This is a genomic window from Novispirillum itersonii subsp. itersonii ATCC 12639 (genome assembly GCF_000381985.1).
In the GTDB taxonomy this organism is placed as follows: domain Bacteria; phylum Pseudomonadota; class Alphaproteobacteria; order Rhodospirillales; family Rhodospirillaceae; genus Novispirillum; species Novispirillum itersonii.
This window is the reverse complement of the sequence record NZ_KB907341.1, coordinates 213,575-227,799: the sequence shown is the minus strand read 5'-3', so window position 1 is coordinate 227,799 and position 14,225 is coordinate 213,575. Positions and strand designations below refer to the sequence as shown.

The 14,225-nt window shown below is 61.0% G+C and carries 13 protein-coding genes; 9 read left to right on the top strand and 4 right to left on the bottom strand.

What is annotated here, in order from left to right; translation table 11 throughout:
- The first annotated feature begins 122 nt into the window (after positions 1 to 122).
- Complete coding sequence (locus G365_RS0109765) at positions 123 to 1,808, top strand: methyl-accepting chemotaxis protein (RefSeq protein WP_019645340.1); 1,686 nt, start codon at positions 123 to 125, stop codon at positions 1,806 to 1,808.
- 94 nt (positions 1,809 to 1,902) lie between these two features.
- On the opposite strand, the gene G365_RS22890 is transcribed toward G365_RS0109765, so the two are convergent.
- On the bottom strand, positions 1,903 to 2,397 hold the full coding sequence (locus G365_RS22890) for a helix-turn-helix domain-containing protein (RefSeq protein ID WP_019645339.1): 495 nt from the start codon (positions 2,395 to 2,397) through the stop codon (positions 1,903 to 1,905).
- A 577-nt stretch (positions 2,398 to 2,974) separates the two neighbouring features.
- On the opposite strand from G365_RS22890, the gene G365_RS0109755 reads away from it, so the two are divergent.
- Together G365_RS0109755 and G365_RS0109750 are read left to right on the top strand one after the other, a co-directional pair.
- Positions 2,975 to 4,660: a methyl-accepting chemotaxis protein gene (locus tag G365_RS0109755; protein ID WP_019645338.1), complete on the top strand. Its 1,686-nt coding sequence runs from the start codon at positions 2,975 to 2,977 to the stop codon at positions 4,658 to 4,660.
- A 42-nt stretch (positions 4,661 to 4,702) separates the two neighbouring features.
- A complete protein-coding gene (locus G365_RS0109750) occupies positions 4,703 to 5,839 on the top strand; it encodes a PA0069 family radical SAM protein (protein WP_019645337.1) in 1,137 nt (378 codons plus the stop codon).
- Between the two features lie 301 nt (positions 5,840 to 6,140).
- On the opposite strand, the gene G365_RS0109745 is transcribed toward G365_RS0109750, so the two are convergent.
- The gene (locus tag G365_RS0109745) at positions 6,141 to 6,656 is read right to left on the bottom strand and encodes an adenine phosphoribosyltransferase (protein WP_019645336.1); all 516 of its coding nucleotides are present in this window, start codon (positions 6,654 to 6,656) and stop codon (positions 6,141 to 6,143) included.
- Positions 6,657 to 6,944: 288 nt separating this feature from the next.
- On the opposite strand from G365_RS0109745, the gene G365_RS0109740 reads away from it, so the two are divergent.
- A complete protein-coding gene (locus G365_RS0109740; protein WP_019645335.1) occupies positions 6,945 to 8,066 on the top strand; it encodes a DUF2336 domain-containing protein in 1,122 nt (373 codons plus the stop codon).
- 417 nt (positions 8,067 to 8,483) lie between these two features.
- Positions 8,484 to 9,161, top strand: coding sequence for a class I SAM-dependent methyltransferase (locus G365_RS0109735; RefSeq protein WP_019645334.1), 678 nt, complete (start codon positions 8,484 to 8,486; stop codon positions 9,159 to 9,161).
- Positions 9,162 to 9,248: 87 nt separating this feature from the next.
- Here the strand turns inward: G365_RS0109735 and G365_RS0109730 are convergent, their stop codons facing one another.
- Positions 9,249 to 9,677 carry an Lrp/AsnC family transcriptional regulator gene (locus tag G365_RS0109730; RefSeq protein WP_019645333.1) on the bottom strand — a complete coding sequence of 143 codons (429 nt, stop codon included), beginning with the start codon at positions 9,675 to 9,677 and terminating at the stop codon, positions 9,249 to 9,251.
- A gap of 153 nt (positions 9,678 to 9,830) precedes the next feature.
- Here G365_RS0109730 and G365_RS0109725 point away from each other — a divergent pair, with 153 nt between their 5' ends.
- The 4 genes from G365_RS0109725 to G365_RS0109710 all read left to right on the top strand — a co-directional run bounded on the left by G365_RS0109725 (position 9,831) and on the right by G365_RS0109710 (position 13,202).
- Positions 9,831 to 10,958 carry a saccharopine dehydrogenase family protein gene (locus G365_RS0109725; RefSeq protein ID WP_019645332.1) on the top strand — a complete coding sequence of 376 codons (1,128 nt, stop codon included), beginning with the start codon at positions 9,831 to 9,833 and terminating at the stop codon, positions 10,956 to 10,958.
- A 128-nt stretch (positions 10,959 to 11,086) separates the two neighbouring features.
- A complete protein-coding gene (locus G365_RS21000) occupies positions 11,087 to 11,413 on the top strand; it encodes a DUF3088 family protein (RefSeq protein WP_019645331.1) in 327 nt (108 codons plus the stop codon).
- Positions 11,414 to 11,502: 89 nt separating this feature from the next.
- Positions 11,503 to 12,645 carry an MFS transporter gene (locus G365_RS0109715; RefSeq protein ID WP_019645330.1) on the top strand — a complete coding sequence of 381 codons (1,143 nt, stop codon included), beginning with the start codon at positions 11,503 to 11,505 and terminating at the stop codon, positions 12,643 to 12,645.
- Positions 12,646 to 12,677: 32 nt separating this feature from the next.
- Complete coding sequence (locus G365_RS0109710; RefSeq protein WP_019645329.1) at positions 12,678 to 13,202, top strand: DUF2867 domain-containing protein; 525 nt, start codon at positions 12,678 to 12,680, stop codon at positions 13,200 to 13,202.
- Here G365_RS0109710 and meaB read toward each other — a convergent pair whose 3' ends face one another.
- Positions 13,203 to 14,204, bottom strand: a complete 1,002-nt coding sequence (meaB, locus tag G365_RS0109705) for a methylmalonyl Co-A mutase-associated GTPase MeaB (RefSeq protein ID WP_019645328.1) — start codon at positions 14,202 to 14,204, stop codon at positions 13,203 to 13,205.
- Between the last annotated feature and the right edge of the window lie 21 nt (positions 14,205 to 14,225).

Genomic DNA, 14,225 nt, shown 5'->3' with positions numbered 1-14,225 from the left:
ATGCTAAAAATATATTTTATGGCTACTTAAAGGCAAAATTTCCCTCTCTATCCTGTGGGGGAATGTGTTCTGGACTGGTGCCGTCGTGGCGAAAGTCCACGGGGCCCCAAGGAAACCCGACAATGGTCTTCACCAATCTGCCCATCAGCACGAAAATACTGGCAGTGCTGATTTTCTTCGGTGTGACCTCGCTCGGGGTTGCCTTTTATTTGACCTCGCGCATTGCGCAGGTTGATGACGCGTACGGTGTGCTGGTCGAAGGGAACGGGGCCGGTCAGGTGGCCGTTGCCCGGGCGAATCGTTCTATCACCTTGCTGGGGCAGCTGACCTACCGTCTGATTGCTGAAACCAGCGAGGCAGAGATCAAGGGTGTTGACGGTCAGTTTGAACCGGCACGGGCTCGTTTTAACGAGCTGATGCAGCAGGCGGCACAGCTTATGCCGGGGCGTCGCAGCGACCTGACCGCTTTGCAGGCTGATTACGAGAAGGCCTATCGTGTGGCCCGGCAGGTTGCGGATCTGGCGTTGCAAAACAAAAATGAACAGGCGACCGATCTGGCCCGGAAAGATTTTGCACCTGCCCTTGAGGCCCTGCAGAAGGCGATGGCCCTTAAGGTTGATGATGTTGTGCAGGAAACCGCAGCCGATGCGGCCACGATCCGTGAGTCCGTTGGGGCTGTCCGGTGGCAAAGCCTGCTGGTGAGCGGGGCTGGTATTCTGGCGGTTCTGCTGATCGGTATCGGTATTGCCGGCCGCTTTATCGTGCGGCCTCTGCAGGGCCTTACCAACATTATGGACCGCTTATCGACCAATGACTTCTCGGTTGCGGTTGAAGGATTGCAGCGCCGGGATGAAATCGGGGTGATGGCCTGTAGTGTTGAGGTCCTGAAAAGCAAAGCGCTGCGGGCTGTCGAGCTGGAACGCGAGCAGGAAATCCTGAAGGTTAAGGCCGAAGAAGATAAACGTCATCTGATGCATGGTCTGGCCGACGCCTTTGAGAACAAGGTTAAGGGCGTCGTTCAGTCGGTGTCGGCGGCGGCCACGCAGATGCAGTCCAACGCCCGGTCGATGACGTCTGTCTCTGACGAGGCCAACCGTCAGGGGGTTGATGCGTCCAGTGCCGCCGGTCAGGCGACCTCTAACGTGCAGACGGTGGCTGCGGCGTCGGAAGAACTGTCGTCCTCAATTAATGAGATCTCCCGTCAGGTAACGCAGGCTTCTGATATCACCGGGCAGGCGGTGGAGCAGGCGGAACGGACCGGGCAGGTGGTGCAGAGCCTGTCGGGGGCGGTGCAGAAAATCGGCGATGTGGTGGGCCTGATTTCTGACATCGCCAGCCAGACCAACCTGCTGGCCCTGAACGCCACCATCGAGGCGGCGCGGGCCGGAGAGGCCGGGAAAGGGTTTGCGGTTGTCGCCAATGAAGTGAAGAGCCTTGCCACCCAGACCGCCCGGGCGACAGGGGAAATCACCGCCCAGATCAACACCGTGCAGTCTGCCACGCGGGAGGCTGTGCAGGCCTTGGGCGAAATCAGCAGCACCATCGCGCAGATGAATGAGATTTCCACCACCATCGCCAGTGCGGTGGAAGAGCAGGGCGCGGCGACGCAGGAGATTGCCCGCAATGCAGAGCAGGCAGCGACGGGGACCGAGCAGGTGACCAACAGTGTCAACGTGATTGCCCGCACCTCGCGGGAGGCCAACGATATCGCGTCTCAGGTGCTGGATGCCTCTGCAGAGCTAGCGCGCCAGTCGGCCTACCTCAGTAAGGAAGTGGACAGTTTTATCGCTGATATCCGTGCCGGTTAACCCCGTTCCGGGCAGAGGCGATGCAGGGGCCGTCCCGATGTGGGTGGCCCCTGTCTTTTGGAAGGGCTGACTGTTTTCAGTCTTCCGATTGCTGTTACTTTCTGCCGGAAGCGCCGTGACCTTCCTGCTCCTGCCGGTGCAGCTCCTGCCGGATCTGTTGCAGGATCAGCCGCAGGCCCAGTGACCGTTCCTGATCGGTGTCGTAGGTCGAGATCAGGTCGGCATAGGCCTGTGCCTGTAGGGTGGCGACCCGGCCAGGGGTGGCATTCTGCTGCTCCGCCTGGAGAAGAAGAGTAATTTCCTCCCCGATCAGGGCGAGAAGCCCGGTATGAATCGGCTGAGGCCGGTCCTGCGCCGGAGTGGCGGCGAGGGGCCGGCTGTTCGGCAAAGTGCCGGTGAGCAGCCAGTTGATGTCAATCCCCAGCAGGGCGAGGCGGGTCAGGACATCGGCTTTCGGTGTCGTCTGTCCACGTTCGTAATTCTCCCACGATTTCCGGTCTTTCAGTCCGACATGTCGGGCCATTTCGGAGGCAGTCAGCCCCGCCTGATGGCGGATCGTGCGCAGGCGTGTTTGCAGGCGTTCGGTCATATCTGACCTCCCGCATGACCTGAGGCCGATGTTACAAAGATATCATTTTTGTGATTAATCATTCCCATTCCTGACTTTTCTGGATGGGAAGGGGCGTTTTCTACGCTTTTTTGGGTAGACTGTGGGTAGAAATATGTACATGATCTTCCTCGTTCTTGATCTGGGCAGGTCTTGAAAAAAATCATCGCTCTTTTGCGCAGACACAGTGTGTGATGTCTGTGATGGCGTGGTTTCGGGGTTTTAAGGGACAGGGCTTGGCAGCGCCCCTTTCTGGTAAAACAGAAAGGGCGGGTATGGCCTGTGTTCTAATGCAGGGCTTCGCCGGTGACTGCCATGTCTTAATCCTGGGGGGCAATGTTTCGGGATCTGATCCTGAGAAAGTGTCTCCTATTGTTTACCTGTGGTGAATGATCTGCGGGGTCTGATCTGTCCGGTCAGTCCAGGACCGCATCATCTTCCATTGGCGTCGCCCCTTCAAGCCGGTGTTCCAGATCAATCCACAGGCGCTGTCCTCTGGCCTGAAAGTTGGATGGTGCGGGTATTCAGCTGATGAAGGTCAGAAGACCGGGATGGGGATATGTCATTCATAAATGTGCGGATCAGCGCAAAAATCGTTATGGTATTGTTTCTTTTAGGCGCAGTTGCGCTTGGTCTTCTGGCTTCGATGATCGGGGCCCTGACCCGGACAGAAACCGCCTACCGGGGCCTGCTGACGGGGGAAGCGAAGGCCGAGGTCTATCTGACACAGGCCAATGTCCGGATCCTGAATCTGGGGATGCTCAGCTTCAGGGCAATCGCCGAACCGGATCTGGATAAGGTCGAGCAGATGCGGGCAGAGTTTCGCTCGGAGGAAGACCGCTTCCGCAAAGGGCTGGAAGAGGCCCTGAATGCCGTACCCCACAAAAAAACTGATATCGACGCGATTGCCGCCGCGTATCAGAAAGCGTATCAGATCGCGGGCCGGATCTTTGAATTTGCCGTCAAAAACCAGAATGAAGAGGCGAATGCGCTTGCCAACAGCGCCCTGTCGCCTGCTGTGGCGGATGTCCGGCAAAAGGTGATCGATATCCGCATGGCGATTGCCGATGCCTCCGGCCGCAGGTCGGCGCAATTGACCGAGGAAGTCCGCTCTGAGACTCACCGCGCAGTGATCGGCGGGGTTCTGGCGGTTCTGATCGGTGTGCTGGGCGGCTATGTCCTGGTCCGGTATTATGTGTCTTCTCCTTTGGTCCGTCTGTCGAAGGCGATGGATGCCCTTGCCGCCGGTGATCTGAAGGTGGTGGTGGATGGCGAGGCGCGTCGCGACGAAGTGGGCGGGATGGCGCGCAGCCTGTCGGTATTTAAGGCCAATGCCCTGCGGACGCAGGAGATGGAAGCTGAGCAGGAAGCGGCCAAGCATCGGGCGGAGCAGGAAAAGCGGGCGCTGATGCACCGGATGGCCGATGACTTTGAAAGCAAGGTCAAAGCGGTGGTGGAATCTGTATCGGCGGCGGCGGTACAGATGCAGGCCAATGCCGAGGCGATGAGCGGCAGCACGGCCGAGGTCACCCGGCAAGGCGGTGATGCGGCCAGTGCCGCCACACAGGCCACCGGCAATGTGCAGACGGTGGCCGCCGCATCGGAAGAGCTGTCGGCCTCAATCTCAGAGATTGCCCGGCAGGTCTCGCAATCCAGTGATGTCAGCGCGCAGGCCGTGGTGCAGGCGGAAGGGACCGGGCGGGTGATTGAGGGGCTGTCAGCGGCGGTGCGGAAAATCGGGGATGTGGCGGGCCTGATCTCTGACATTGCCAGCCAGACTAACCTGTTGGCCCTGAATGCAACCATCGAGGCAGCCCGGGCCGGAGACGCCGGGAAAGGGTTTGCCGTGGTGGCCAATGAGGTGAAGAGTCTGGCGACACAGACCGCGCGGGCCACCAATGAGATTACCGGCCAGATTACATCCGTGCAGCAGGCAACGCAGGACGCGGTGGACGCGATTGCCGCCATCAGCGGCACCATCGGGCGGATCAGCCAGATTTCCACCACCATCGCCAGTGCGGTGGAAGAGCAGAGTGCCGCCACCGGAGAAATTGCCCGCAATGCGGAGCAGGCGGCAGTGGGGACCGAGCGGGTGACGGTCAGTGTATCGGTCATCGCACAGTCCTCGCAGGCGGTCTCTGACGTGGCGCAGCAGGTGCTTTCGGCCTCGGCGGATCTGGCCCGACAGTCATCGGTTCTGAGCGTGGAGGTGGACGCCTTTATTGCCGGGATTCGGGCCGGGTAAAAAGTTCCTGATTTGTTCTTCTTGGTGTGATAGAGTTCCGGGATGGAAGAATTGCCTCCGTCCCGCACCTCTGATCTTTTAAAGGCCCGGCATCGCGGTACGCTGTCGAACCGCAGCGGTCGTTATGAGGCTGCGCAGCGGGTGTTCGCTGATGACGGCTGGGGCAGTCTGGCCGGTGGGTGGTGGTCGGAAGACAGCGCGGCCAACCAGCCCCCCTTACAGACCACGGTTCAGCCGGATGCCAGCCGTAGCATTCTCGCCCGGAATGACAGCCCGGATCTGCCGTTTGAGCGCTCGGTCAATCCGTACCGGGGGTGCGAGCACGGCTGCGCTTACTGCTTTGCCCGCCCCAGTCATGCCTGGCTTGGCCTGTCCCCCGGGCTGGACTTCGAGACCCGGCTGTTTTCCAAGCCTGAGGCGGGGGCACTGCTGGAGCAGGCGTTCCGGGCCCGCACCTATCGTCCGGCTCCGTTGGGATTGGGGACCAATACGGATCCATGGCAGCCGGTGGAGCGGAAGCTGGGGATCACCCGGTCGGTGCTGACAGTGCTGGAGGCGTATCAGCACCCGGTGGCGATTGTCACCAAAGGGGCGATGATTACCCGGGATGTGGATATTCTGGCGCGGATGGCAGTGCGGGGGCTGGTATTGGTCTGTATCTCGATCACCACGCTTGACCCCGACCTGTCGCGGCGGCTGGAGCCCCGGGCCTCAACCCCGGCAGCCCGGCTGAAGGCAGTACGGGTTCTGTCTGAGGCCGGGGTTCCGGTGCGGATCAACGCGGCCCCGATGATCCCCGGCCTGAACGACCATGAGCTGGATGCGATTCTGGGGGCGGGAAAACAGGCTGGTGGTCGTTACGCCGGGGCTATTCTGCTGCGTCTGCCGCAGGAAGTCCGCAGCCTGTTTACAGAATGGCTGGAGACCCATGTGCCGGACCGGGCCGGGCGGGTGTTATCACTGATCCGGCAGTGCCGGGACGGCGATCTCAATTCCGCAGCCTTCGGGGACCGGATGCGTGGGCAGGGGCCGGTAGCGGATCTGCTGTGGCAAAGATTCCGGCTGGCAGCACGGCGGAATGGCCTGTTGCTGACCCCGCCGGCGCTGCGGACTGATCTGTTCGCCTGCCCACTGCAAAAATTACACCTGAAGGTCGGCGATCAGATGGCATTGCTGTAGAGTAAAGATCCGCGCCCGGCATCTGAGGAGCTGAACAGAAGGCGGAAGCCCGGCTTTTCCGGGCTGACTGGCCCATTGAGGGCCCGTCCGCCCATGCGGACGTAAGCCAAGCGGGCGGATGCCCGCGCCCGGCACCTGAGGGGCTGAACAGAAGGCGGAAGCCCGGCTTTTCCGGGCTGACTGGCCCATTGAGGGCCCGTCCGCCCATGCGGACGTAAGCCAAGCGGGCGGATGCCCGCGCCCGGCATCTGAGGGGCTGAACAAAAAAACCCGGCCCAACGGGCCGGGCTTTTCTTTCCTCTTATTCGTCGTAGCTGGCCAGCGTTGCCACCGGAACATCCAGACGGTCGCGTCCGTGCAGGAAGTTCAGCTCGACGATGGCGGCGACACCCACCACCTCGGCCCCGACGTTCCGGAACAACTGGACGGCGGCGTTGGCAGTGCCGCCGGTGGCCAGCAGATCATCCAGCACCACCACGCGCTGACCCGGCTCCACGGCATCAGCCTGAATTTCGATGGAGTCCGAACCATATTCCAGATCGTAATCATAACGCACGGTGGCGCCCGGCAGCTTGTTGCGCTTGCGGACCATCACAAAGCCGCAGCCCAGCTTCAGGGCCAGCGGAGCAGCCGTCAGAAAGCCGCGCGATTCGATCCCGGCCAGCACATCGGGACGCCAGCCACCGACCACTTTGGCCAGACGGCCCATGGTCACCTGCCAGGCATCGGGATGACGCAGCAGGGTGGAGATGTCGTAGAAGTTGATGCCCGGCTTGGGAAAATCGGGAATCGACCGGATATGTTCTTTGATGTCCATCACGGAATCCTGAAGCGTCAATGCGCTGAAGTCATGTGAAAAACGGCCCGGCAGTCCGGGTGGAGGCCGCCATCGGCAGGGCCGAACCGGCGGATCGTACTGATTTGACGTCAATTGGCAACAGGCTTGCGCGCCGTGCCGTTGCAAAGGGGGGACCGGTGATGCCGTTGCCCCTGCTGGCGGTGATACAGCCAACTATACAGAAAGTGTTTTTGCAGTTACCCTTACAGGCGGTAGGGCCCGGATTGGCCCGCCTATCTGGAATGTAAAAAAGAGTCAGGCCAGCCAATGGCGGATACGCAGCTTACAACGGAAGATGTGCAGCGGCTTCTTCAGGAGCCGTCAGCAGGGGTGCGGGCGGAGACGGCAGGCAAGCTGGCGCGTCAGTTCGACGGGCGCAATCTGTCAGAGACGGAACGGCGGATTGCCGAGGATATCTTCCGGCTGATGGTCAAGGACGCTGAGGTCCGGGTCCGTGAGGCGCTGGCGGAGAATCTGAAGGGCAATCCGATGGTGCCCCATGACGTGGCGGTTGCGCTGGCGCGCGATGTCGACAGTGTGGCCCTGCCGGTTCTGGAGTTTTCAGAGGTTCTGACGCCGGGAGATCTGATTGAGATCGTCCGCGCCAAGGATCCGGACCGCCAGATGGCGGTTGCCCGCCGCCGGGTGGTGCAGTCTGATGTGGCCGAGGCCCTGGTGGAAGATGGCAGTGCCGATGTGGCGGCCACGCTGGCCGCCAATCCGGGGGCTGATCTGCAGGAAGCCGCCATGCTGAAGCTGGTGGACCGCTTCGGTGATGATGAGCGGGTGCAGTCGCCCTTGGTGACACGGTCCTATCTGCCGGTGACGGTATCGGAACGGTTGGTCCACCGGGTGTCGGAAGCGCTGCGCGATCATCTGCTGCGCCATCATGAACTGCCGTCGGATCTGGCCGCCGATCTGGTGCTGCAAAGCCGTGAACGGGCGACGATTACCCTGTCCAGCGAATCCAGCGAGGATGAGGTTGACCGGCTGGTCCGGCAGATGGCCGAGCATGACCGTCTGACCCCGTCGATTGTCGTCCGGGCCATCTGCATGGGTGATCTTAAGTTCTTTGAATATGCGATGGCGCTGAAAAGCGGTGTTCCGATCGTCAATACCCGCGAGTTGATTCATGACAGTGGGGCGCTGGGCCTGAAAGGGATCTATGAGCGTGCCGGTTTGCCAATGACCATGTATCCGGCGGTCCGGGCGGCTGTCGATGTGGTGGGGGAAACCGACTATGATGGCGAGACCAATGACCGGGAACGCTACAAACGCCGGGTGCTGGAGCGGGTGCTGACCCAGTACGATGATCTGGGCGTGCAGTTTGAAAGTGCCGATCTGGAATACCTGTTGGGTAAAATGGATAAACTGGCACCGCTGGCGTAAGCGAATGCTGCGATCGGTCCGGTGATGATTGAGAAGGGGGGGAAGTCTGATGACTTCCCCCCCTTCTCATTATTCGTCCGGAGCGGTTCTGTTCAGGGATCTGTCTTGCGCCAGCGCTCTGGCCTGAGGGAGTGTCTGTTGACGGCGGCAGAGCGGACCGTTATAGAAAAGCAGCTCTGGCGGAGCTGAACGGCACAGATAAAAGCAGATGTGCCCGAAAACTACTTGCTCCGAACGCGGGACGGCCCTCTCGCAAGGGGAGCCGTATGTTTAACCGCCGTATTGCTCTCCTGACATTCTGGTTCCGGCTTTCCCCGGTGAAACGGGCTGTACACGCAAGGATGGCGTGTCCTTCCGCGTGTTCAGTATCCGGCAGTTTTTCTGCCGGGGGAGCCGTGATGCCGTGGAGACCTGATAATGACGAATGATTCTCTGCTGCTGCCGGTGGCGACAGCCTACGATCTGTGGTCGGCGACCTATGACAGCTATGACAATCCGATGGTTTTTGGCGCAACCCGGATTATGGAAGATCTGGCCCCGCAGGCGTGCGGTAAGGCGGTCGTGGAGTTTGGCTGTGGAACCGGCCGGAATCTCGCCTGTCTGAAGCGGGCGGGCGCAGTGGCTCTGACCGGGTGCGACCTGTCTCCGGGCATGCTGGAGCGGGCCCGGAACCGGGATGCCACGTTTACCCTGTTGCAGCAGGACATGGCCAGCCCGCTGCCGTTGCCCGACGGCAGCGTGGATCTGGTGATTTTTGTGCTGAGTCTTGAGCATGTCAGTGATCTTACGGGCCCTTTGCGGGAGGCCCGTCGTCTTCTGCGTCCCTCCGGTGACTGTGTGATCATCGAGATTCACCCATTTCTGTCGTTGAATGCAGTCAGTGCCCACTTCCGCGACGGTGAAACAGAGATCCGGATGCCGACGGTTGCCCATCGTTTTTCTGACTACATCAATGCCTGCTCCGGGGTTGGTTTCCGGCTGGCTCAGTGCCGGGAGTGGCGGCCCTGTGATTTCATGGGGGAAATCCCGGATAAAGTGCGCAAGCGGGGGCTGGAGACACCGTTGTTGGTGCAGTTCACCCTTCTGCCGACCTGATCCGGCACGGCAGAGCTGTTTGGCGGGAGAGAGAGGGATCTCCTGAGGGCTGCTGGCCCCGTGTTCTGTCCTTGTGTTCGGGGGCGGTCAGCGTTCAAACCGCGTGGCCATCAGGATTGATGTCTGGGTCCGGTCTACACCGGTCACCGCGCCGATCCGGTCGGTGACGGCATCCATCGCATCCATGGTCTCAGTGGTCACTTCGGCGATCATGTCAAACATGCCGCTGATGGTGTGCAGGGCGCGGACCTCAAGGATCTGCCGGATGGCGTGAGCGACCCGGGCCGCGTGTTTGGGCTGTACGCTCAGCATGACGTGAGCGCGGATCATCCGCTGCGAGAAATCATCGGTCAGGCGGATGGTATATCCGCCGATGACACCCGTTTCTTCCAGCCGCAGGATCCGGCTTTGCACCGTGCTGCGGGAGATCCCCAGCCGCCGGGCCAGCGCGGCGGTTGGCTCCCGCGCATTGGCCCGCAGGGCATCGAGCAGGCGGCGGTCGAGATCATCAATCATTTCGCCAAAATCTCCGTCATTATGACTGGTCTTATGGCGCACTATGGCAGAATGCAGACTTCAGATCGACTGTTTTGCGCTTCAGAATACCTCTTAACAGGTCGGGGTCCTGACGACGGGTCCCGGCTCACAGAACGCAAACAGGAGGTTCTCATGCGTGACATTCTGCTTCTCGGTGGTGGCAAAATCGGTGAAACCATTGTCGATCTGCTGACTGCGACCGGCGATTACGCCGTCACCATCGCCGATCAGAATGGTGACGCGCTGGCGCGTCTGCCGAAGCGTCAGAACATGACGACCCTGGTGCTGAACGCCGCTGATCCTGATGCCCTGCGGGCCGCGATGAAGGGCCGTTTTGCCGTCCTCAGCGCCCTGCCGTACAGCCTGACCATCGACGTGGCCCGCGCTGCCCGCGATCTGGGCGTGCATTACCTTGATCTGACGGAAGACGTTGCCTCGACCCGTGCCGTCAAGCAGTTTGCGGTGGAAGGTACCTCGACCTTCATCCCGCAGTGTGGTCTGGCCCCGGGCTTCATTTCGGTGGTGGCCCATGATGTCGCCAGCCGCTATGACAGCCTCGACAGTGTCAAGATGCGTGTCGGTGCCCTGCCGGTCTACCCGCATAATGCTCTGAAATATAACCTGACCTGGAGCACCGACGGCCTGATCAACGAGTATCTGGAGCCGTGTGAAGCCGTGGTCGATGGCGAAAAAGTGCTGGTGCCGCCGCTGGAAGAGCTGGAACACCTGTCCCTTGACGGCGTGGAATACGAAGCCTTCAACACCTCCGGCGGTCTCGGGACCCTGTGTGATACCCTGTCGGGCAAGGTGCGGACCCTCAACTACCGGTCGATCCGTTATCCGGGTCATCGCGATATCATGAAGGTGCTGCTGCAGGATCTGCGTCTGGGTGAGCGCCGAGACCTGCTGAAGGACATCATGGAACGTTCCATTCCGGCGACCCCGCAGGACGTGATCGTGATTTTCGTCACCGTCAGCGGTTACCGCAATGGCCGCCTGCTGCAGGAAAGCTATGCCAACAAAGTGTATGGCCGTATGGTCGGCGACACCTTCCGCTCCGGCATCCAGATCACCACTGCCGCCGGTATCTGCACCATGCTCGACCTGCTGCATGAGGGCAAACTGCCGTCACGTGGTTTCGTGAAGCAGGAAGATGTCTCTCTGGCGACCTTCCTCGGCAACCGCTTCGGTAAAGTCTATGCCCAGAACGAAGGTGGCTCTGCCGCCGGTGTCGGGGCCGGATCTGTCAAGGCGGCGTAACGCCAGCCTCGCCCTGCGACAGGAAAAGGGGGTGTCCGGGAACGGGCACCCCCTTTTCCTTTGGGGATACCGGCGGTAGAGTTCCTGATAAGAGAGCTTTTAAAAAAGATGAGGGGGAAACCGGTTCCATGGCCCGTGACATTCTGTATCTGCTGCCGCCGTCTTTCCCGTCAGAGGGCGGAAGCCAGCAGTTCTGCCCCGACTGTATGATTGTCGAAGGGATTCTGGCGACGGTGCCGGGGCTGCGCGACAGGCTGGAGATCCGGTATGTTGATTTCCCCCGTCCGCGTCAGGCCATTGTTGATTTCGTCGGGCCGGACAAGCAGGGCTGCCCGTTGCTGATCCGTGAAACCCCTGATGGGCGGACCGTGACCGAGGATATGGTCGAGATTCTGACCTACCTCCATCATGCCCATGCCGTGCCTGCCGGACGGGGTCGGGTCACGGTCCCGTGAGGCGGCATCACCCGAAGCGATCCCCTCAGGGAAGACCCCCTCAGGGAAGACAGGGATTTCTGGCGACGCTCGGCGGGCTGTCGCCGACGGTGTGGCTGGTCGGTTTTGTCAGCCTGCTCAATGATGCGGCCAGTGACATGGTCTATCCCCTGGTGCCTTTGTATCTGGCCACGGTTCTGATGGCCGGGCCGTCGGCGCTGGGGCTGATTGAAGGCGTGGCGGATGCCACCTCCAGCCTGCTGAAACTGGTGTCGGGGATCATCAATGACCGGACCCGACGCAGCAAGGGTATGATTTTACTCGGGTATACTCTGGCCGGTATCTCCCGCCCGCTGATGGTGCTGGCCACCGGCTGGGGTGGGGTGATGGCTTTACGGTTCATGGACCGGCTGGGGAAAGGACTGCGCAGCTCGCCACGGGATGCCCTGCTGGCCGCTTCGGTCAGTGATGATAACCGTGGCATTGCCTATGGTCTGCACCGGGCCATGGATAATGCCGGTGCGGTGATCGGCCCGCTGGTAGCGGCAGGACTTTTGGCGCTGGCTGTTCCGATTGAGACGATTTTCCTGCTGACGATTATTCCGGCGATGGCAGCCATCGCACTTGCCGGGTTTCTGACGGAGCCGAAAGGCTACACCCCGCCGCGCCGGGCAGCCGTTGATTGGTCTCTGGGCTCTATGCCCCTGCGGTTCCGGCGCTTTCTGCTGGTTCTGGGGGTTTTCACGCTTGGTAAGTCATCGACGATGTTTCTGCTGCTGCGGGCGTCTGAGCTGGGGGTGACGCAGGCGCATATCCCGCTGCTGTGGGCCGGTGTGTCCGCGGTGGCGGTGGTTTTTGGCACTCCGCTGTCGGCGCTGTCAGACCGGATTGGCCGTAATCCCGTACTGATTGCCAGCTGGATTCTGTTTGTGGTGATTTATCTGGCTCTGGCGCTGAATGGTGACGGCCCGGTGTTGATTGCCCTGTTCCTTGGCTATGGGCTGTTTATGGCGGCGAACGAGGGGGTTGAGCGGGCACTGGTCGCCGATATGGCGCCGGAGGACCGCAGGGGAACGGCGTTTGGATGGTATAATCTGATCAGCAGCTTTGCTTTGTTGCCGGCCTCGTTCCTGTTTGGAATTATTTATGAGGATCTCGGCCATGTCGCAGCCTTCGGCCTGTCGGCGGCACTTGGCCTGATTGCGTTGCTGCTGTTCTGGGCGTGGGTGCTGCGGACGCCGGACGGAGCGTGATCCGGGTGGCAGAAGACAGGAGGACCGGGGACATGACGGTACACAAAGCCGGGGTGATCAAGACAGCGCCACCGGCAGGACTGCTGATTGAGGCCCTGATGCCACGCTGGAACTTTCGCGACAGTTACCGGCGTCGGCTGTCTGCGCCGGGGCAGGGGGCATCGCCCGTGCAGCTGGCACAGCGCATTTTCAGCCGGACTCCGGCATGGGTTGACCGTCTGATGGATCTTCGCAATGCGGCAATGCGGCGGCTGGGTCTGAAAGATGTCGGCCGTCTGGGGCAGCCGCAGCCGGAACAGCATGCGGTAACCCTTGGTGACCGGATCGGCCCCTTCACCGTCTATGCGCACTCAGACACCGAGGTGGTCTTCGGCGAAAAAGACCGCCATCTGGATGTTTTCATTTCGGTCAGCCGATGGACTGAAGGGGATGAGGCCGCGGTCTACGTCACCACCAGCGTGGTGATCCACAACCTTCTGGGCCGCCTGTATATGCTGGTGGTCGGCCCGGCCCACCGGGTGATTGCCCCGGCGGTGCTGCGGGCCGCCGCACTGTAATCAGACCGTCAGGGCATCCAGCCCGAAGGCACCCAGAAGCCGCTCGGCGGCAACGGTCGGGGTCAGGGTGCCGCCCTGTACCGCCTGTTCCATCTGCGGGATCAGGGCGGCCACCTGCGGATGGGTTTCGAAAGCGTGCAGCAGCCGTTCTTTCAGCATGGCCCACATCCAGGTCTTATGCTGTTCCCGCCGCTTGGTGTCCAGTTCCCCGCTGGTGGTCAGGATGCGGCGGTGTTCCTGAATTTTTTCCCACAGGGTGTTGAGGTTGCGGTTGTTCAGACCCGACATCATCAGCACCAGCGGCGTCCAGTTGCTGCTGGCCGGGGTCAGAATATGCAGCGCGTTCTCATAGTCGCGCTTGGCGGCTTTGGCTTTCAGATCATTCTCGTCATCAACCTTATTGACGGCGATTAGGTCTGCCAGTTCCAGAATGCCTTTTTTGATGCCCTGCAGCTCGTCCCCGGCGTTGGGCAGCATCAGCACCAGAAAGAAATCAACCATGTCAGCGACCATGGTTTCCGACTGACCGGTCCCGACGGTTTCCACCAGCACAACATCATACCCGGCGGCTTCACACAGGATCATGGTTTCCCGCGTTGCCCGCGCCACCCCGCCAAGATGGCCCGAGGTCGGTGATGGCCGGATAAATGCCCGCTCATCGGCGGTCAGACGGGCCATGCGGGTTTTATCGCCCAGAATCGAACCCCCGCTGCGGCTTGAGGTCGGATCCACCGCCAGAACGGCCACTTTCAGGCCTTCTGCGGTCAGATTACAGCCGAATGTCTCGATAAATGTCGATTTTCCGACCCCCGGCACCCCGGAAATGCCAATGCGGTGTGCCTTGCCGGCATGGGGCAGCAGACGGGTCAGCACCTGCTGCGCCATCACCCGATGACGGTCAGCCCGGCTTTCGATCAGGGTGATTGCCCGGCCCATCATCGCCCGGTCCCCGGCGAGAACACCGGATACGTAGTCATCGACGGTCGGCATGGCGATCGGCATGGTGGTTTCCTTCTGTACGAA